At 68.8% G+C, this 16,419-nt stretch carries 19 protein-coding genes; 11 read left to right on the top strand and 8 right to left on the bottom strand.

Translation table 11 applies throughout. The features are described 5' to 3' along the window. The first annotated feature begins 87 nt into the window (after positions 1-87). The 4 genes from OHU35_RS00450 to OHU35_RS00465 all read left to right on the top strand — a co-directional run bounded on the left by OHU35_RS00450 (position 88) and on the right by OHU35_RS00465 (position 2,932). Positions 88-933 (top strand): SDR family oxidoreductase, encoded by an 846-nt coding sequence (locus OHU35_RS00450; RefSeq protein WP_405504112.1) that lies wholly within the window; start codon positions 88-90, stop codon positions 931-933. A 76-nt stretch (positions 934-1,009) separates the two neighbouring features. Then, positions 1,010-1,492 (top strand): nitroreductase family deazaflavin-dependent oxidoreductase, encoded by a 483-nt coding sequence (locus OHU35_RS00455; RefSeq protein ID WP_359896199.1) that lies wholly within the window; start codon positions 1,010-1,012, stop codon positions 1,490-1,492. A gap of 151 nt (positions 1,493-1,643) precedes the next feature. Next, positions 1,644-2,624, top strand: a complete 981-nt coding sequence (locus tag OHU35_RS00460) for an aldo/keto reductase (protein ID WP_405504113.1) — start codon at positions 1,644-1,646, stop codon at positions 2,622-2,624. A gap of 62 nt (positions 2,625-2,686) precedes the next feature. After that, positions 2,687-2,932 carry an NAD(P)H-dependent oxidoreductase gene (locus OHU35_RS00465; RefSeq protein WP_229873552.1) on the top strand — a complete coding sequence of 82 codons (246 nt, stop codon included), beginning with the start codon at positions 2,687-2,689 and terminating at the stop codon, positions 2,930-2,932. A gap of 245 nt (positions 2,933-3,177) precedes the next feature. Here the strand turns inward: OHU35_RS00465 and OHU35_RS00470 are convergent, their stop codons facing one another. Further along, a complete protein-coding gene (locus OHU35_RS00470; protein WP_405504114.1) occupies positions 3,178-3,474 on the bottom strand; it encodes a hypothetical protein in 297 nt (98 codons plus the stop codon). 412 nt (positions 3,475-3,886) lie between these two features. Further along, positions 3,887-4,450 carry a cysteine hydrolase family protein gene (locus OHU35_RS00475; RefSeq protein ID WP_189730808.1) on the bottom strand — a complete coding sequence of 188 codons (564 nt, stop codon included), beginning with the start codon at positions 4,448-4,450 and terminating at the stop codon, positions 3,887-3,889. 391 nt (positions 4,451-4,841) lie between these two features. Between OHU35_RS00475 and OHU35_RS00480 the strand changes: the two genes are divergently transcribed. The 3 genes from OHU35_RS00480 (at position 4,842) to OHU35_RS00490 (ending at position 7,817) form a co-directional block, all read left to right on the top strand. Further along, a complete protein-coding gene (locus tag OHU35_RS00480) occupies positions 4,842-6,233 on the top strand; it encodes a Mucin-2 (protein ID WP_405504115.1) in 1,392 nt (463 codons plus the stop codon). Positions 6,234-6,414: 181 nt separating this feature from the next. After that, positions 6,415-7,335, top strand: a complete 921-nt coding sequence (locus tag OHU35_RS00485) for a Ku protein (RefSeq protein ID WP_405504116.1) — start codon at positions 6,415-6,417, stop codon at positions 7,333-7,335. Between the two features lie 11 nt (positions 7,336-7,346). Beyond that, on the top strand, positions 7,347-7,817 hold the full coding sequence (locus OHU35_RS00490; RefSeq protein WP_189729639.1) for a hypothetical protein: 471 nt from the start codon (positions 7,347-7,349) through the stop codon (positions 7,815-7,817). A gap of 146 nt (positions 7,818-7,963) precedes the next feature. On the opposite strand, the gene OHU35_RS00495 is transcribed toward OHU35_RS00490, so the two are convergent. Further along, entirely contained in the window at positions 7,964-8,587 is a 624-nt protein-coding gene (locus tag OHU35_RS00495; protein ID WP_405509146.1) for a LysE family translocator, read from the bottom strand. 170 nt (positions 8,588-8,757) lie between these two features. Here OHU35_RS00495 and OHU35_RS00500 point away from each other — a divergent pair, with 170 nt between their 5' ends. The 3 genes from OHU35_RS00500 (at position 8,758) to OHU35_RS00510 (ending at position 10,420) form a co-directional block, all read left to right on the top strand. Further along, positions 8,758-9,267, top strand: coding sequence for a GNAT family N-acetyltransferase (locus OHU35_RS00500; RefSeq protein ID WP_359896283.1), 510 nt, complete (start codon positions 8,758-8,760; stop codon positions 9,265-9,267). 32 nt (positions 9,268-9,299) lie between these two features. Next, positions 9,300-9,989 (top strand): maleylpyruvate isomerase family mycothiol-dependent enzyme, encoded by a 690-nt coding sequence (locus OHU35_RS00505; RefSeq protein ID WP_359896204.1) that lies wholly within the window; start codon positions 9,300-9,302, stop codon positions 9,987-9,989. Positions 9,990-10,066: 77 nt separating this feature from the next. Beyond that, entirely contained in the window at positions 10,067-10,420 is a 354-nt protein-coding gene (locus OHU35_RS00510; protein ID WP_189729643.1) for a YdhR family protein, read from the top strand. A gap of 229 nt (positions 10,421-10,649) precedes the next feature. On the opposite strand, the gene OHU35_RS00515 is transcribed toward OHU35_RS00510, so the two are convergent. The 5 genes from OHU35_RS00515 to OHU35_RS00535 all read right to left on the bottom strand — a co-directional run bounded on the left by OHU35_RS00515 (position 10,650) and on the right by OHU35_RS00535 (position 14,992). After that, positions 10,650-11,732, bottom strand: coding sequence for a protein kinase family protein (locus OHU35_RS00515; protein WP_405504117.1), 1,083 nt, complete (start codon positions 11,730-11,732; stop codon positions 10,650-10,652). Between the two features lie 347 nt (positions 11,733-12,079). Next, complete coding sequence (locus OHU35_RS00520; protein ID WP_405504118.1) at positions 12,080-12,355, bottom strand: SDR family oxidoreductase; 276 nt, start codon at positions 12,353-12,355, stop codon at positions 12,080-12,082. Positions 12,356-12,652: 297 nt separating this feature from the next. Then, entirely contained in the window at positions 12,653-13,093 is a 441-nt protein-coding gene (locus tag OHU35_RS00525) for a VOC family protein (protein WP_405504120.1), read from the bottom strand. A gap of 230 nt (positions 13,094-13,323) precedes the next feature. Further along, on the bottom strand, positions 13,324-13,929 hold the full coding sequence (locus OHU35_RS00530) for a dihydrofolate reductase family protein (RefSeq protein WP_405504121.1): 606 nt from the start codon (positions 13,927-13,929) through the stop codon (positions 13,324-13,326). Positions 13,930-14,404: 475 nt separating this feature from the next. After that, a complete protein-coding gene (locus OHU35_RS00535) occupies positions 14,405-14,992 on the bottom strand; it encodes a C40 family peptidase (RefSeq protein ID WP_405504123.1) in 588 nt (195 codons plus the stop codon). 1,177 nt (positions 14,993-16,169) lie between these two features. Here OHU35_RS00535 and OHU35_RS00540 point away from each other — a divergent pair. Further along, entirely contained in the window at positions 16,170-16,409 is a 240-nt protein-coding gene (locus OHU35_RS00540; protein ID WP_189729652.1) for a hypothetical protein, read from the top strand. Positions 16,410-16,419: the final 10 nt, after the last annotated feature.

Genomic DNA, 16,419 nt, shown 5'->3' on the forward strand with positions numbered 1-16,419 from the left:
CCGGTCCCGCGTCGGCGCTTTCGGTGCCGCACGCGTTCCCCCGCACACACCAGGTGCCGGATCACGGCGTCTGAAAGGAATTCCCCCATGAGCAAGGTCATTCTCGTCACCGGTGCCGGACGCGGCCTGGGCAGCGACATCGCCCGGGAGGCCCTCGCCGCCGGCCACCAGGTCGTCGCCACCGGCCGCCGCCCGGAGGAGGTCGAGAAAATACTGGGCGGGCCGCAGGACAACCTGCTGGTCACCAAACTGGACGTCACCAGCCTGGAGGACGCCGAGGCCGCCGCGCAGGCAGCCGGCGACCGTTTCGGCCGGATCGACGTCCTGATCAACAACGCCGGGAACCTCTACACCGGCTACTTCGAGGAGATCTCGCCCGCGCAGATGCGCCGGCAGTTCGAGACCAACCTCTTCGGCCCGATGAACGTCACCCGCGCCGTCCTGCCCCTCATGCGAGCACAGCGCACCGGCCACGTCATCACCATCACCTCGACCGCGGGCCTGGTCGGCATGGAATTCACCTCCGCATACGCCGCCTCCAAGTTCGCCGAAGAAGGCTGGATGGAGTCCCTGCGCTACGACGTCGAGCCGTACAACATCCACACCACCATCGTGGAGCCCGGCTACTTCCGCACCGAACTCCTCGTCGACGGCTCCACCCATTGGCCCGAGCTCTCCATCGACGACTACGCCCCGCGCACCGCCCCGCGGATCGAGGGCATGAAGAGCATGAACGGCCGGCAGCCCGGCGACCCCGTCAAGCTCGCCCGCGCCCTGCTCACCATCGCCGACCAGGACAGGCCCCTGCCGCGCTTCGTCGCCGGCGCGGACGCCATCGAGGCCGCCGAGGCCAAGGCGAAGGAACTCCTCACCCAGGCCGACGCCTCCCGCGACCTGGGCGGCGCCCTGGCCTACGACAACGCCCACGCCTGAGCAGCACACCGCGCGCCCCAGGCTGAGGCGGAGGACCCTGCCGGGCGCAATCTTCGACAGCATGGAGAGAGGCAACATGCCGCTCAAAGGCGAGTACGAGCCGAGCAAGGCGCAGTTTGTACGTGACCAGGTGGACCTGTACGAAACCTCCGGCGGTACGCAGGGAACGACGCTGAGTGTCCTGGTCGCACGAGAAGAAGACGAGAAGCTCCGGGACTTGCCCGTCGTCATCCTGACCACCCTGGGCGCGAAGAGCGGCAAGATCCGCAAGACCCCGGTGATGCGCGTGGAGCACGACGGCGTCTACGCCGTGGTCGCCTCCATGGCAGGAGCCCCCAAGCACCCGGTCTGGTACCACAACGCGGTGGCCGACCCCCGAGTCGAACTCCAGGACGGCCCGGTGCGCCAGGACATGCTGGCACGCGAGGTGACCGACGAGGAGAAAGCCGTGTGGTGGGCCCGAGCCGTCGAGGCGTTCCCCGACTACACGAAATACCAGAAACAAACGGATCGTGAGATCCCGGTCCTCGTCCTGGAACCGGCGGCCCAGGAGCACTGATCTGGCACAGCCGATTCGCCTACGGATCCGCGCCGCCCCTCCCTGGCAACAGCAGCGTCGCCCGGCTGACAGCGGCCAGCTCGAATATCCCGGCGCTCGCAGGCCATGCCCCACCGACCGGGCCGGACGGCCACTACACAAGGAGTACCTGATGAAGCACGTATCACTGGGCGGGCTCGATGTCTCGCGCATCGGCCTGGGAGCCATGACCATGGCCGGCGTCTACACCACGGGCGGGGGGCTCGACGACTCCGAGTCGATCCGCACCATCCACCGGGCCCTGGACCTCGGGGTCACCCACATCGACACCGCCGAGATCTACGGCCCCTTCCACAGCGAGGAACTCGTCGGCAAGGCCATCAAGGGCCGGCGCGACGATGTCGTCCTCGCGACGAAGTTCGGCCTCGTCTCCCACGCCGGCGACGGCCCCGGCGTCATCGACAGCAGCGCCGCCAACGTGAGGACCGCGGTCGAAGGCTCGCTCCTGCGGCTCGGCACCGACCACATCGACCTCTATTACCAGCACCGCGTCGACCCCGACACACCCATCGAGGAGACCATCGGCGCGCTGGCCGAGCTGGTCGCCGAGGGCAAGGTCCGTTACATCGGACTCTCCGAGGCCGGTCCCGACACGATCCGCCGCGCACACGCCGTGCACCCGGTGGCCGCGCTGCAGACCGAATATTCGCTGTGGACCCGCGACGTCGAGGCCGAGATCCTCCCGCTGCTGCGCAAGCTCGGCATCGGGTTCGTCCCCTACTCCCCGCTCGGGCACGGCCTGCTGACCGGGCAGATCCGCACCGTCGAGGACTTCGCCGACGACGACTGGCGCAAGACCAACCCGCGTTTCACCGGCGAGAACTTCCAGCGCAACCTGCGCATCGTCGACGAAGTGCAGGCCATCGGCGCCGAAATCGGAGCCACCCCGGCACAGACCGCGCTGGCATGGCTACTGACCCGCGGCAACGACATCGCCCCCATCCCCGGGACCCGGCGGGTCACACGCGTCGAAGAGAACACCGCCGCCGACGCCATCGAACTCAGCCCCGCTCAGCTCGACCGCCTGAACAACCTCACGCCGGCCGCGGGCGAGCGCCACGACGAGGCGAACATGGCCAGCATCGACCGGTGATCTGACGCCTCGGCGATGTCTCCTGACCAGCCCGGCCACCCTGCATCCGTACGCCCATTTCACTGGCTGGCAAGAAGGCCGTCGTCGCTGTCACCGCCGGCGTCCCCGCCGACCACTACACCCCCGAAGGCTCGAACCAGGCCACCATCGAGACGCTTCTCAGCAACTGGCACGCCACCTTGCGGCTGTGCCAGTTCGACATCCAGCCGATGGTCAAGCTGTACGGCACCGCCTTCGGCCTCTTCGAAAACGACCTGACCACCGCCGCCAAGCAGTACAACGAGCTGCTTGTCTCGTTCGCGGCCTGACCGCACTCTCACGACGACAGCCGCCCTGTCCGATCGCGACGCAGCGGTGATGGGTTCTGCACATCAGCGGTCGCTCGTGGCCGAGCCCCGTCGGCTCGGTGGATCTGGGTTGCGGCCTGCGCCCGTCCGCCGGACCCGGCTCGTGATCCGCTCACATGCCTTGGGCTACCCGGCCGGGTGGCACCGCTGGCGTCCTGCGGTGCCACCCCGGTTCGGTTCAGGCCACGGGCGGGGTGTCCTCGCCTTTAGTCATCCGTTTCGATGGGGGCCGGCGGCTCGACCGGGTCCGGCGGGTAGAAGCCGAAGACCTGCCTGATGATGGGCCGGATCGGGTCCGGCGGGTAGAAGCCGATGGTTTCCCTGACGATGGGGCGGATCGGGTCCGGCGGGAAAAAGCCGATGGCTTGCCTGACGATGGGCCGGACCGGGTCCGGCGGGAAGAGAGCGATGGGCCGGACCGGGCTCGGCTGGACGGGTTGGGCGTGGGCCGTCGAAGCGCCGAGCAGGATGGTTCCCGCAGCGAGCGCGGTGCCGACCGTCACTGCGGCCAGTCGACCTCTGATACCTGCAAGTCTCACCTGAAGACTCCTTGTCAGGAGGAGGGGTCATGTCGTGCACATCTTCTGATCATGTGCTGACCATGCGAGCTCACGGCGCCGAACATCGCTGCCCGACCCCCCGATCGGCCGCATCCTGACCGGTGGCACTCCGTGGCCCCAGCAGCTTTTCGACCCGCTGCGCCGGGCGCTGGCTGACCTTCAGAGGCGACCCGAGCACCCGTCACCGGTGCACAGCCTGGCCACTGCGTTGCACCGGTGCGGACGGGCCCAGCAGGCGGGCAGGGAACGGGCAGGGCGGGGACGTCGTGGCCATCGCGGCGATGTCCGTCCCCTACCCCCCAGACAAGGTCGATCTGTACGCGGCGATCCGTCGTGATGCCCGGGCGGCCTCCCGCTATTGCGGTGTGATGGCTTTGAGCCAGTCCTCGACGGCGACGACATCTGCCCACTGCGGGAACAGTTTCTCGGTCAGCATCGTGTGCACCTCGGGGTCGGTGTCGAGGCAGGCATCCGCCAGGACAGTCAGGCCGAAGTCCAGGTCGATGGCATGCCACAGAGTGGACAGCACCACAGCGCTGGTGGCGATGCCGGTGAGAACAAGGCTGTCGATATCGCGAGCCCTGAGTACCAAGTCGAGGTCGCTGCCCGAGAACGCGCTCCCCCGCCTCTTGGTAACCACCACGTCGCCCTGCCGGGGCGCGACGTCGTCATGGATCTCGGTGCCAGGGGCCCCCTCAGTGAACAGGCCGGCCCGCACGACATTCGCCATCACCCTGTTGCGAGGACTGACTTCTGGATCGCCCGGCCGTAACCCCATCACCACGTAGATCACGGGGATGCCGGCAGCCCGGGCACCGTCGATCGCCCTGCGCAAGCGCGGCAGATATCCAGAACCATCGTCGGCGATGGCCACCACGTCCCGTTGGACGTCCATCACCAGAAGTGCGCTGCCCGCCATGCTTGCCGTCCCTCCTCCGTTGGGAATCAAGGGCAAGTCTGGTCGATCAACCGAGCCGCGGTGGAGAATCGGAGATCCTCATCAGAGGCGTACCAACTGCGTGGCCCCGAGCCGGCTGAACTCCTCGATCGCTGTCCGCACCTGCGGCGCCCGATCCCACTCCGCGCCATACCGCCGGTCAGGCATGCGCCAGTGGTGTACGAGCCCTTCGGCGACATCGTCCGGGCCCGGCGGGGTCGGCGAGCGCGGCCAGAGCGTCGGCGGTCGGACGTCGACCAGGTGCTGTCCGGCCGATCATGACGGCCCGACCGCCAGACGGCCTGACGGCCTGACGGGCGTAGGGGGATCATGGTCTCGGACCAGCCGACGGAGACACAGGGGTGGGGGAATCATGGTCGCGTTCCACGCGTCCGCGCTGGACGGAGTCGCCCGCAACCCGGCGCTGTCGACACCGTTGCTGCTGCGCTTGCTCGCCTTCGACGGCGGCGGTGACGGCCCGCCCCGTCACGCCCTCCAGCGGGCTGGACTTCCCGAGCCGGCCGTCGCGGTGATCCTGGCTCACCCGGACCCGGGCGCTCGGATCGACTTCGCGATGAGCCCCAGGGCGGAGCCCGCGCAGCGGGCCCGGCTCGTGGACGACCCTTCCCCCAAGGTGCGGGCCGCTCTCGCCTACGGACCCGAATGGCGCACCCCGCGTACGACGGTCGCGCCGCTGCCGGACGACGTGTGCGCCCGCCTGCTCGACGACCCCGACCCTTCCGTACGGGCGGCTCTGCTGGACTCGCCCCATCTGGTGCCGTCGTTCGTGGCCTCGCTGGCCACGCACCGCGATCCGGCAGCGCGCCGGAGCGCCGCGCGCGCATGGGAGAAGCTGCCGCCGGGCGTGCGGTCGGCACTGCTGGCCGATCCCGACCCCGAGGTGCGGCGGGTCGCCACGCTGCGGGAGTGCCGACGGGATGCACGCCTCACCGCCGAACTCCTCCACGATCCGACGTCCGCCGCCGAGGTGCTGCGCCGTGGGCTCTTCCACCGCGCCGACGCCGAACGGTGTGTCGCCGAGCGGACGCACCTGGCCGCCCTCGCCGAGAACCCGTCGCTGCCCACCGACCTCGTGGAGCGGCTCGCCGTCGACCCCGACGAGTCCGTACGGCTCGCGGTCTCCCTCAGGCCTGAACTGGACGAGACACGACGCATGTCGATCGACTTCACAGTGGAGGCCTTCGCCAGGGGGGACGTGGGGTGGGTACGGGACGGGCTCGCCGACCCCGAGGTGCTGCGACGGGCCGCGACCTCCGCCCACCCGCTGCTCCGGCGCACCGTCGCCCAGAGCCCTCACCTGCCGCCCGACCTCATACGCCTGCTCGCGCGCACCGAGGACCCGGTGGTGGAGGACCTCTTGGGCATGTACCACCCCGACACCCCGGAGGAGGTCCTGATGCGTGTGTACGCGCGGCTCGGTGGCACGTTCTCCGCCTGGATGGCGGAGACGCACCCCCGCTTCCCCCGCGAGGGTCTCGCCGCGCGCTACGCGGATCACCCGGACGGCAACTACCGTCGGCTGGCCGTCCGGGACCCGGCCGCCACACCCACGTTGATCGAACGGCTGAGCCATGACCCGGCGGTCTGGACGTGCCAGGCGGCGGTCGGCGACCCGCGCCTCCCGCTCCACCGGCTCCGCGAGGCGCTTCACGTCCCTGAACTGGCCTCCAGCGCGGGTGCCAACCCGGCGTTCCCCGAGGACGAGATGGCCGCTGTCCTGGACCGGGCCGGCGTTCCCGCCTGAGTGCCGAGCAGAATCGCCCGGCCCTGCGCCGCTCCCCTACGGCTCGTCCGGGCGGTCCTCGGATACGAAGGCTACGAGAGACCGGGCATCCCATCCCCTGCGCCCCGGGCGCACGTGCACGTGCGCGGCGGCAGTTGTCCTCATAGCCTGGTGTTGCTCGGGGTAGCTGCGGAGGTCTGTCATGCCCCGAAACATCTGGAGCGGCGCGATCAGCTTTGGTTTGGTCACCGTTCCTATCTCGGCTGCCAGCGCTACCGAGGACCACTCGATCAGGTTCCACCAGTACCACCTGGAGGACATGGGCCGGGTGCGGGTGCGCAAGTACTGCGAGATCGAGGACCGCGAGGTCGACCAGGGCGAGATCGGCAAGGGCTACCAGCTGACCAAGGAGCAGGTCATCCCGATCAGCGACGAGGAACTGCGGGACCTGCCGCTGCCGACGGCGAAGGCGATCGAGATCGTCACGTTCGTGCCGCTGGACTCCGTCGACCCCCTGAAGATCGGCGAGGGCTACTACCTGGTCCCGAGCGGTCAGGTCGCCGCGAAACCGTACAAGCTGCTGCGCATGGCCCTCGAACGGTCCAGCAAGGTGGCCGTCGCGAAGTACGCCTGGTCCGGCCGCGAGCGCCTCGGGCTGCTCCGGGTCCGCGAGGACGCCATCGTGCTCCATGCGATGCGTTGGCCTGACGAGGTCAGGTCGCCGGAGGAGTTGCTGCCGCCGCCGGTCGAGCTGAGCGACGAGGAGATCGACGGCGCCCTCGCGCTCATGGACAGCATGACCCGCGAGGACCTTGAGGGTGAGGAGTTCCAGGACACCTACACCGAGGCCCTCGAGCAGATCATCGAAGCGAAGCGGGAGAACCGTGAGCCGCCGAAGCTTCAGGAGCCGGAGTCGGAGCCGGGGAAGGTCGTGGACCTGATGGCCGCCCTGAACGCGTCCGTGGAGAAGGCCAGGGCCTCGCGCGGCGAGGACGCCGACGTGCACGAGATGCCGAAGAAGACCGCGAAGAAGCAGCCGGCCAAGAAGAGCGCCGCGAAGAAGACGGCGGCGAAGAAGGCCGCGGCGAAGAAGACGTCCGGGCGCCGGCCGCGCAGCGCCTAGGTGAGGCGTACATGGACGTCGAGCTGACGTACAAGAAGGGGCTGCTGCGCAGCATCGGCGACGTGGAGGTCTCCTACGGCCGAAGGGAGTGGCTGGACAGCACACCACGCGCCCTGGGGTCATGGACGCTCGAGTACCAGCGGTTCAGTACGACTTTGCGCGCCGTGGGCGATATCGAGATCACCTACAGCAGGTGGTCCGTCCTGCCGCGCACCGTCGGTCAGTGGACCTGTGAATGCAGCAGGTTCGGCAATCGACTGCTGCGCCTCGGACCTTATGAGCTGGAGTACGACAGAGGCGGCAGCCGGGTTCGTGCCATCGGCCCGCTCCGGATCTTCTACGACCGACTCGGCACACGTCCCGTTCGCGTGCAGCTGCATGACGAGGGGCAGCCGCTGTCCGACGGCCTTCTCCTGGCACTCTTCCTCGTGCTGTTCTGGCAGCAGCAGTCATGGGATGCGGCCCAGCGCGCGAGGAGTTGACGCGGCCCGCACCTCCGGTGCCCGATCCCACTCCGCGCCCTGCGGCGGCCTGGTTGGGGTCGATGGCGAGGACGCCGCCGGGGGTGGTGATCTGTGCGGAGGCGGTGTCCGCGACCGTGAAGGTCGGGCCGATGCCGCAATGGCTTCTAGGACTCGGTAGCCAGACGCACCCCCAGCCCGATCAAGACCGCCCCGGAGACCTGTTCCATCCGGCGCCGGACGGACTGCCGCTGAAGCACTCGTCCGACACGTCCCGCCAGCCAGACCAACGGCAGATACCAGATCAAGTCGACCACGGCCCAGATGACCGAGAAGGCGAGCAGCGTCGGGAGAAGAGGGGCTCCATGCGGCACGAACTGCGGCAGGAAGGACACGGCGAACACGCCGGCCTTTGGATTGGCGAAGTTGGTGACGAGGCCCTGCCTGAACGCCCGCCGAAGCGACACCGCGGCGCCTTCCGCTGATCCCTGGTCCGGCTGTCGAGCTCGCCTCGCCTGCCACAAGGCACGCGTTCCCATCCACACCAGCACCGCGGCGCCGGTCATCCGGGTGACGTCGTAGGCGACTTGCGAGGCCAGCAGCAGGGCGGAGAGACCGAAGGCCGCGGCGAGGCCCCATAGCAGCACCCCGCACTCGTTGCCCAGGACCGTGGCCATGCCGGTCCTCCGGCCGTTCACCACCGCTCGGCGCAGGATCACGACCGTGCTTGGCCCTGGGACCATGGCGATCAGGAAGGCCGCACCGACGAACGCAAGGACGGAAGTCAGCATCGAGGCAGCATCGCCAAGCGTGCTGATGCGCCACAAGGCTTTTGTCGGCCCCGCTGCGGACGTGTTCCGCAGGTCGTCCGTGGAGGGGAGGACAACGGTCGGGTTCACGCCGCGGAGAAGGCGCGGAATCGGATGGACACGGCTCGGTACGGTGGCCGATGATCTCCGGCATGATCCGGGCCGCCACTGTGTACGACATCGCGGAGATCCGCGCGATGATCCGCGAACTCGCCGCATACGAGAGGGCTGTTGAGCAGGCCCGAGCGACCGAGGAGCAGCTCCGCGAGGCGCTGTTCGGAGAACATCCCGCTGCGTTCGCACTGATCGCCGAGGACGACGAGACGGGTGAGGCCGTGGGGTTTGCCCTGTGGTTCCCCCGTTTCTCGACCTGGACCGGCACGCGCGGCATGCACCTGGAGGACCTCTACGTACGGCCGCACGCCCGAGGTGGAGGATACGGCAAGGCTCTGCTCGCGACCTTGGCCGCGGTCTGCCGGCAGAACGGCTACGAGCGCTTCGAATGGTGGGTCCTGGCCTGGAACGAGCCGACGATCGACTTCTACAAGTCGCTCGGCGTGGACTTCCTCGACGAGTGGCGAGTATGCCGGCTGAGCGGTGAGCCCCTCAGAGAACTCGCTGCCCAGGCCCCGCCGAGCCTCGACCAGACCCCGGCCCGGTAGGGCAGACGGTCATGCGCCCTCCCGTCACCGCAGTGATCCAAGCCCACCGGACACTGGAAAGGCTCGTCGCCGGACTGAGCGACCAGCAGGTCACCGAGGCATCCGCGCTTCCGGGCTGGTCACGCGGCCACGTCCTCGCGCATCTCACCGACAACGCGCGCATGTTCGCCCGCATCGCGGAACATGCCCTGCGCGGTGAACTCGTAGCGGGCTACGACGGCGGGGTCGACGAGCGCAACGCGATCATCGAGACGACGGCGGGCCGCAGCGCGGCCGAGCACCGTGCAAAACTCGCCGCGCACACGGCCGGGCTGGAGGCATTCTGGGCACGCGCCACCGACGTGGACTGGGGCCGACCCGTCACGTTCCGCGACGCGGACCTTGCCGCCACCGTCTTCGCACGCTGGCGCGAGGCATGGATCCACATGGTCGATCTGGAACTCGGCGTGCGGCCCGACGACTGGCCCGAGGACCTGGCCGCACACGCCATCGACTTCCTCCTCGGCCGCCTTCCGGCAGGAACTCGCGTTCATGCCGAGGACGTGGGCCGCCAGTGGTCCGTCGGCGACGGGCCGCCGGGCATGGCGGTTACCGGAGGAGTGCGCGACCTGGCGGCCTGGCTGGCCGGACGTACGCCCGTGGTCTCACCGGTGGCGGCGGAGGAACTGCCTGCTCTCGGGCCCTGGCCGCCCCACCCACCCCAGCACCTCGACCGCCTGTGACCTCGTCACCCGGGCAGGGTGAGGAGCGCGCCGATCTCGGCCCGGAGGGCGGAAAGCTCTCGAAAGAAAGGGGCGCTATGCGTGCCGACATCGTTTGGTGGGACCTGTCCGCCTCCGGACAGACCATCGAGTCCATGCGTGAGTACCTGCGTGAGGAATCCGTCGCCGCGTTCTCCGAGGTGCCCGGGCTTCGCTTCAAGATGTGGCTCTCCGATCCGGACACCAACCGGTGGGGAGCCGTTCTGTTGTGGGAGTCGGAAGAGGCGTCCCAGCAGGCGCTGCCCAGCCGGGCGCTCGAACTCATCGGCTATCCACCGCTGGTCGCGCACGGGTTCGACGTGGAGGCCACGACCGAAGGGCGATACAAAACGCAACGACTCGCCCTGCAAGGGCTGGCCTTCGCCGAAACAACGCAGAGGAAGTCAAGCTGACGGGCAACCAGAGGGATAGCAGGTCCTGGCCCTCCGCAAGCGGCCCCGAAGCGCGCGGTGTCTTCCCCGATTACCCGGGCGAGCACCAGCGCTCCGGAGCACTGCGCACCGATCAGCTGTCGCGAAGTAGCGAGCGGCCGATATGCGACTCCGCGCGGCCATCGTCGACCGGACCAAAGCACAGGCTGAACGCGTTGCGGTCGGATGACCAGAGCGGGAGCACCAGCACTCACTCCCCTGGTCGTGATGCGCCAGCCAGGGCCCGCTGAACCTCAGCCGTGGGGAAGGGAGTGCGCTTGCTCTGCGTAAGCAGTCGATGATGGAAGTCGTCCAGGATGATGGCGTGCGGGGCGTGGCGGTCGATGATCGCGCCGATGTCTGGCGGAACGTCGGCGGGGTGGTTGCCATCGATCCATTCGCGCAGGAAGGTCCCGTGTTCGGTGCCACCACGCAGGTTGTCTGGCAGGTGGTGGCGCAGCAGGTGGTTCGGTGCGTAGGAACGGTCGTACACGAGGTGATCAGCGAGGAAGGCGCACTCCTCCGCTGAGAGTTCAAAGTCGCGGCTCAAGGCGAGTCCGAAGTCGGCGAAGTACACGCACTGGCCGTCGGTGAGCAGATTGGCGAAGTGCGTGTCGAAGTGGACCAGTCCGCGCGCGCTCATGAATTCTGTCCCCCGCAGCAGCGCGTTCTCGACCCATCGATAAGGCGACTCGCCTCCCGGCTCCGGCAGGGCCTCATCACGGGTGTCGCCGAGCCACTCGGCGAGCGTCTGTGGCACGTGCTCAAGGAAGAGCACCAGGCTGAAGGAGGACCTTCCGATGGCCTCCAGCCGGCGGCGCACGGCCGGCGAGCCCTCCCAGTGCGCTACGGCCCCCTCAACACCTCCGGGCCCGTCGATGAAGTCGGCAGGGGGACTGTCAGGCAAGACCCGCCAGTGATACAGCAGCGGAAATCCTGCGTACTCGTTCTTCAGTGCCCAGCCTGTCGTCATGATGTGCGCGGCCAGCTCACGCCAGGCACCGAACCCCGCCGACCCCACGCCGTACTGGTAGAAGAGAGGAAGCTCGAACAGGTTTCTGGTCGACCTCACGTGCTCCGGCTGCAACTCGATGTCTGTCAGCGGGACCCGCTTGACGAAGACGCGTATCCCTTCGACTTCCATCTCCGCCGACCTACCGCCGATACCGGAGCCGAAGCTCGGCGCGGCGGCCACCGCATCCTCAAGCCGACGGTCGCTGAACAGGGACAGTCGTGTTCCCACGGCCGTGTAAGCGGACAGTCGCGGGGCATGCGCGGACTCGGTCATGTCCATCGGCGGCTCCAAACTGACATCAAAACCAACTTCTGTTGATCATGCCAGGGTGGTGAACGCGACGCCCGAAGTCGCCATTAAGAGGCGCAGGCGAGTGATCGCGGCCCAGGCTGCATCGTTCACGGCCTCGTCGACTGTGTGGCCGAAGTCGGTGTGCGGGATCGCCTGAGCACCGCGATGGCCAAGGGCAGTGATCGCGTATGGATCCGAGTTGGCCCGGTAAGTGGGTGGCGCTGACCGGGGAAGGGCTGCGACCTGGGGAGGTCGAAAAGTCTTTCCCCGGTCTCAGTTCTGTCGGGTAGCGGGTGGTGTGTGCGCAGGGCTGGCCGTCGGGACTCCGTGGCGGGTCAGAACTGGTTCTCGCCGCCGTTGACATGCAGGGTGGTGCCGAGCACGAAGCTGCTGTCCGCGGAGGCGAGGAAGGCCACGGCGGCTGCGACCTCCTCCGGGCGTCCCCTCCGGCCGATCGGAACTCCCGCCGCCGAATTCCGCCTTGACGGCGGCCCACCGCCACGACCGAACTGCCCTGCCTCCGGCACTTCGCCCAGCGCCTCGAACGCGACCTCGACGCCGTCATCGTCGGCCTCACACTTCCCTGGAACTCCGGCGTCGTGGAGTGCCATGTCAACCGCATCAAGACACTCAAGCGCCAGATGTTCGGACGCGCAGGATTCGAGCTCATGCGGAAACGCGTCCTGCTGGCATGACGGAGGGCTACCGAAGCACACGATCGGCCTACGGAGGTAGGTGCTTCCGTCCGGCCACGTTCCTGGACCGGGCTGCCCCATGTCATGGTGGTCGCGTGGACAGTCAGGCGAGATTCGACCCCGACCTCTACCAGGGGACGGCCGGATACTACGAGCATCGCACTGGAGTGCGTGAAGGCACTGGGATGCCGGGCCGCTCCCCCAGCGGGCAACTCAGCGCAGTTGCTCGGCCAGTCCGACGATGATGCCCTCCGGGCCGCGGAGGTAGCAGAGCAGATAGCTGTCCTCGAACCGGGCGATCTCGCCGACGAGTTCGGCGCCGTGAGGGCGCAGGCGGGCAACGGTGTCCTTGATGTCGTCGACGGCGAACATGACGCGGTGCGTGCCCACAATGTTGTGCGGCCGGTTGCGCGACCCGGAGCTGATCACCGCAGGGCTGCGGTACTTCGCCAGCTCGAGCCGGCTGTGACCGTCCGGGGTCCGGACCATCGCGATGTCACAGCGGACGCCGTCGAGTCCGGTGCACTGGTCGGCGACCAGGCCCTCGACCTCCGCCCTGCCCTCCAGCTCCATACCGAGTTCCACGAAGAACGCGATGGCGGCATCCATGTCCTCGACGACGATGCCGACGTTGTCCATCCGCTGAATCGCCATGCTGAGTTTCTCCTTCTTCCTCGTGCGGCCGGTGGTGGCCGCTGATGTCCCTGGGACGGAGCCGGGGGCACGTTCTCGACATCCGCAGACCGCCGAATTCCGAGAAATCTGGATCGCGAGCAGATCATCGAGGCCAAGCGTGAGCACCGCGCGCTGCCGAAAAAGAAGGCCCGGAAGGCACCGGCGAAGGCAGCGGCCAAGAAGACGTCCGGGCGCCGGCCTCGCAGCGCCTAGTAGCTGTCGTAGCTGGGCTTACCGTTCGGCCGGTAGACGCCGACGATGGTGCCGCCCTTCGTCGTCGAGACGCTGACCGGCTCCAGCGCGGTGGGGATCGCTCCGTCGGCGAACAGGCGCTTGCCGGTGCCGATGATCACCGGATGGATGGTCAGCCGGTACTCGTCGACGAGGCCGTGCTGCATGAGGGTCTGGGCGAGGTCGCCGCTGCCGACGACGTTGATGTTGCCGCCGTCGGACGCCTTCAGCTTGCGTACGGCATCGACGATGCCGCCCTCCAGCAGCGTGGAGTTCTGCCACTCGACGGACGTCAGGGTCCGAGACGCCACGTACTTGTGCATGCTGTTCATCCGATGGGTGAACGGGTTGTCGGGATCGGCGGTCGGCCAGTACGACGCGAAAATCTCGTACGTCTTGCGGCCGAGCAGCATCGCGTCGGAGTGCTCGTACCAACCGGCGATGGCCGTGCCGACCTCGTCGTCGGCCACCGGTTTCTGCCAGCCGCCCTGCTCGAAGCCGCTCTCAGCATCCTCGTCCGGACCGCCCGGCGCCTGCATGACGCCGTCCAGCGTGAGGAACGTGCAAACGATGATCTCGCGCATGGTGCGCTCCCTTCGTCGAGGGGTAGACCGCACAGCCGCCGGAAACTCATCGGCGGAACTTCCGAGGCGCAGCACTAGGGATGGTGTCTCACAGGAAGCAGTCCTCGTGGGATCGACGCGCGTGGGCCAGGTCCGCGGTCCGACCCGTCGACCATGAGCAGCACCGCCTCGGTCTCGGGCGCGAACGCCGTCGCCGGGGGCGCAGACGAGCGCGGCGTGGGCCAGCTTGTCCCGCTTCGAGCTGCTCGTGGAAATGGCGCGGACGCGCTCGGGCGCCCGCAGGTCGTGAGGTGAACGCCGGTGACGAAATTGGGTCAAGTTCCGGCGGGAGAGGCTGCTCACGGAGCAGTGCCCGCACAGGCTGCGCGCACCCACGGCCGACTCCGACGCCTTGATCCACCCCACGATCACCCCCCTGGACCGGCTGCATGCGGAACACCCGCACGCCGCCGCAACAACCGGCCGGAGAGGGACGTCAGGCCGGGCGGACCGCGCCCTTGATCGCCGACTGGCCGGCGAAGAACACCGACTCCTCACGGATGAGCGCTCCTGGACCCGGGGCGTGAATCATCATGCCGTCGCCCCTCCAGATGCCGACGTGGCCGAGGTCGTCGTGGAAGAAGACCAGGTCTCCGACCTGGACGTCAGCGAGCGAGACCGGCACTCCCGCTCCCCACTGGGCCTGGGTGGTCCGGGGAAGCGTGACGCCGGCAGCCTTCCACGCGGCCTGGGTGAGACCGGGGGCGTCGTACGATCCCGGCCCGACCGCGCCCCATACGCAGGGCCGACCGATCTGCGCTCGGGCGAAGGCGACCACCCGCTCGGCCTGGGTGCTGTGGCCGGCGTCCGGCGACGGCCAGGATCCACCGTAGACACCGGGTGTGAAGGCGGTGGAGGGCGTTTCGCCTGCGGTGAAGGTAACCGGTTCCGTCGGGGCGGCAGCCGCTGTCGGTGCAGTGAGGGCGGGTGCGTTGGCCGGCTCGGCGGGCACTGCCGGAAAAGGGGGCGCCAGGGCAGGTGCAGGGATGCTCGGCAGACCGGTGCCGTAGGTCGCGGTGGTCACGTTGGCCGGTGGACCGGAGGTGTAGTGAGCGGTGGGATCGGCTGACGGAGCCGTGGCATACGGTGCGGTCGCGCCGATCGCCGGACCGGCACCGTACGTCTCCACCCAGCCTGTTGGAAGATCCGCATGGTGAGTACCCGCGGTGGGGTGTGGGACGGGGGGCAACGCCGCCGCGGACTGCCGGCCGGGCAGTGGGCTGGACTCCGGGGCGGGCACTGGGGCGGGCTCGTACAGCGGCCGCTCCGCCACGTCGCCGAGGACCGGCTGTGCGCCGGCACGCCAGGCACTCTCGTCCCGCCGGGACTCGCCTGCCGCAGCCGGTGCGACACGCTGGTCGGAGAGCTCCGGGAGGAATCCAGTGGTCGGTGCCTGAGCTGATCCGCCGGTCAGCTCCCACGCAACACCGGTGGGCGCCTGGGGCGCTTCGAGAGCGCGGGGTTCCGCGGGACGTTCCGCCGGGCGCGCGGGTCGTGCTGCCTGGGGCGCGCGGTCGGGACGGACCGGCAACCTCCTGTCCGGCTGCGACGCCGGCACGGTCGGGCCCAGCTTGGCACGGGCGGCGTCGAACCACTGCCGGGCAAGGTTCCCGGCCGCGGGCTCTGTGTCCCCCTGGGACCGGCTGCGGGCGGCCGCGTCCCGCTGGCGCGGGATCGCGGCGGCGCGGGTCGCGTTGAAGGTACCCGTGTCGCTCTCGGCGCGGTCGTAGAGGCTGTCGATGCGCCGCCGGACCTCGTCAGGGCTCGGCCCCTCGCTCTCATTAGCCAACACGGGAACCAGCAGACTGCGAGAGCCGGGCCTCGACAGTGAAGGCCTCCGGGGCAAGGGAGTTGGCCTTGCCCGCGAAGTCGGTCACTTCGGGGCGCGATGTTCGTTCCGACGCCATGGAAGAGGGCGCTCCTTCCGTCCGAGAGTGCACGAAACCACCTGCCTATCGGTGGAAGTCGTGCATGCAGTGGTCAACTTAGCCAACTTGTGAGCCTTCCGTGAAGATCGAAGCCCAAAAACACCCGATACGCTTCCGTGACCTTCACCCCTCCATTCGCAGCCCTGCGCAATCCATCTCACAGATGTAAATCTTGGACAGCGCAGACCATGTTCGGTGTCCGGGTCAGGGGCGGCGGGCCCGTCGGGCGGAGGCCACAAGTTGGTGGCCAGGATCGTCAGAGAGCCCGCGGCGATGCCGGCCAATGCGGCCAGTGCGGCCAGCAGGAAGATCCGCGAGGACACCGGCGTGCACGGTGTCGGCGCCGGTGGCCGCGGTGAAGTGCCCGGCCTTCGTGGAGACACGAGGGGACGGGTGGGCGGGCAGGGCCGGGGCCTGGCTGTCGACGCGCTCAGCTTCGCGCTCGCCGCCGCGTTCTTCGCGCTGGTCCGCGTCCAGGTCGTGGCGCGCGCCCAGCGCCGGGCTGGTGCATGAACTGCGCGTC

The organism is Streptomyces purpurascens, assembly GCF_045040895.1.
Lineage (GTDB): Bacteria > Actinomycetota > Actinomycetes > Streptomycetales > Streptomycetaceae > Streptomyces > Streptomyces purpurascens.

Excerpts from the sequence above, each read along its gene's own strand:
- OHU35_RS00500 (WP_359896283.1), top strand. The coding sequence starts at position 8,758 with ATGATCCGGGCCGCCACTGTGTACGACATCGCGGAGATCCGCGCGATG.
- OHU35_RS00510 (WP_189729643.1), top strand. The coding sequence starts at position 10,067 with ATGCGTGCCGACATCGTTTGGTGGGACCTGTCCGCCTCCGGACAGACC.
- OHU35_RS00455 (WP_359896199.1), top strand. The coding sequence starts at position 1,010 with ATGCCGCTCAAAGGCGAGTACGAGCCGAGCAAGGCGCAGTTTGTACGT.
- OHU35_RS00490 (WP_189729639.1), top strand. The coding sequence starts at position 7,347 with ATGGACGTCGAGCTGACGTACAAGAAGGGGCTGCTGCGCAGCATCGGC.
- OHU35_RS00480 (WP_405504115.1), top strand. The coding sequence starts at position 4,842 with ATGGTCGCGTTCCACGCGTCCGCGCTGGACGGAGTCGCCCGCAACCCG.
- OHU35_RS00485 (WP_405504116.1), top strand. The coding sequence starts at position 6,415 with ATGCCCCGAAACATCTGGAGCGGCGCGATCAGCTTTGGTTTGGTCACC.
- OHU35_RS00530 (WP_405504121.1), bottom strand. The coding sequence starts at position 13,929 with ATGCGCGAGATCATCGTTTGCACGTTCCTCACGCTGGACGGCGTCATG.
- OHU35_RS00520 (WP_405504118.1), bottom strand. The coding sequence starts at position 12,355 with ATGGCACTCCACGACGCCGGAGTTCCAGGGAAGTGTGAGGCCGACGAT.
- OHU35_RS00450 (WP_405504112.1), top strand. The coding sequence starts at position 88 with ATGAGCAAGGTCATTCTCGTCACCGGTGCCGGACGCGGCCTGGGCAGC.
- OHU35_RS00495 (WP_405509146.1), bottom strand. The coding sequence starts at position 8,587 with ATGCTGACTTCCGTCCTTGCGTTCGTCGGTGCGGCCTTCCTGATCGCC.
- OHU35_RS00540 (WP_189729652.1), top strand. The coding sequence starts at position 16,170 with ATGCCGGCCAATGCGGCCAGTGCGGCCAGCAGGAAGATCCGCGAGGAC.
- OHU35_RS00515 (WP_405504117.1), bottom strand. The coding sequence starts at position 11,732 with ATGGACATGACCGAGTCCGCGCATGCCCCGCGACTGTCCGCTTACACG.
- OHU35_RS00525 (WP_405504120.1), bottom strand. The coding sequence starts at position 13,093 with ATGGCGATTCAGCGGATGGACAACGTCGGCATCGTCGTCGAGGACATG.
- OHU35_RS00460 (WP_405504113.1), top strand. The coding sequence starts at position 1,644 with ATGAAGCACGTATCACTGGGCGGGCTCGATGTCTCGCGCATCGGCCTG.
- OHU35_RS00475 (WP_189730808.1), bottom strand. The coding sequence starts at position 4,450 with ATGGCGGGCAGCGCACTTCTGGTGATGGACGTCCAACGGGACGTGGTG.